The organism is Streptomyces sp. NPDC030809 (assembly GCF_055572195.1).
Window position 1 is genome coordinate 1 of record NZ_JBVIDV010000056.1, and the last position, 1,533, is coordinate 1,533.

1 rRNA gene is annotated in these 1,533 nt (G+C 56.5%); it reads left to right on the forward strand.

The features are described from left to right. Positions 1-1,501, forward strand: a 23S ribosomal RNA gene (locus tag ACZ407_RS34890); the annotation flags it as partial. Positions 1,502-1,533: the final 32 nt, after the last annotated feature.

A 1,533-nucleotide genomic window follows, 5' to 3' on the forward strand; every position in this document is an offset into this window, starting at 1 on the left:
GTAGTAGGTAAGCGATGGGGTGACGCAGGAAGGTAGTCCAGCCCGGGCGGTGGTAGTCCCGGGGTAAGGGTGTAGGCCGTGTGGTAGGCAAATCCGTCACACGTTAAGGCTGAGACCTGATGCCGAGCCGATTGTGGTGAAGTGGATGATCCTATGCTGTCGAGAAAAGCCTCTAGCGAGTTTCATGGCGGCCCGTACCCTAAACCGACTCAGGTGGTCAGGTAGAGAATACCGAGGCGTTCGGGTGAACTATGGTTAAGGAACTCGGCAAAATGCCCCCGTAACTTCGGGAGAAGGGGGGCCACGCCTGGTGATGAGTCTTGCACTCTGAGCTGGGGGTGGCCGCAGAGACCAGCGAGAAGCGACTGTTTACTAAAAACACAGGTCCGTGCGAAGCCGTAAGGCGATGTATACGGACTGACGCCTGCCCGGTGCTGGAACGTTAAGGGGACCGGTTAGCTCTGTTTCGACGGGGCGAAGCTGAGAACTTAAGCGCCAGTAAACGGCGGTGGTAACTATAACCATCCTAAGGTAGCGAAATTCCTTGTCGGGTAAGTTCCGACCTGCACGAATGGCGTAACGACTTCTCGACTGTCTCAACCATAGGCCCGGTGAAATTGCACTACGAGTAAAGATGCTCGTTTCGCGCAGCAGGACGGAAAGACCCCGGGACCTTTACTACAGTTTGATATTGGTGTTCGGTTCGGCTTGTGTAGGATAGGTGGGAGACTTTGAAGCCGTGACGCCAGTCATGGTGGAGTCGCCGTTGAAATACCACTCTGGTCGTGCTGGATGTCTAACCTCGGTCCGTGATCCGGATCAGGGACAGTGTCTGATGGGTAGTTTAACTGGGGCGGTTGCCTCCCAAAGGGTAACGGAGGCGCCCAAAGGTTCCCTCAGCCTGGTTGGCAATCAGGTGTTGAGTGTAAGTGCACAAGGGAGCTTGACTGTGAGACCGACGGGTCGAGCAGGGACGAAAGTCGGGACTAGTGATCCGGCGGTGGCTTGTGGAAGCGCCGTCGCTCAACGGATAAAAGGTACCCCGGGGATAACAGGCTGATCTTCCCCAAGAGTCCATATCGACGGGATGGTTTGGCACCTCGATGTCGGCTCGTCGCATCCTGGGGCTGGAGTCGGTCCCAAGGGTTGGGCTGTTCGCCCATTAAAGCGGTACGCGAGCTGGGTTTAGAACGTCGTGAGACAGTTCGGTCCCTATCCGCTGTGCGCGTAGGAATATTGAGAAGGGCTGTCCCTAGTACGAGAGGACCGGGACGGACGAACCTCTGGTGTGCCAGTTGTCCTGCCAAGGGCATGGCTGGTTGGCTACGTTCGGGAGGGATAACCGCTGAAAGCATCTAAGCGGGAAGCCTGCTTCAAGATGAGTATTCCCACCTCCTTGAGAGGGTAAGGCTCCCAGTAGACGACTGGGTTGATAGGCCAGATGTGGAAGCCCGGTAACGGGTGGAGCTGACTGGTACTAATAGGCCGAGGGCTTGTCCTCAGTTGCTCGCGTCCACTGTGTTAGTTCTGAAG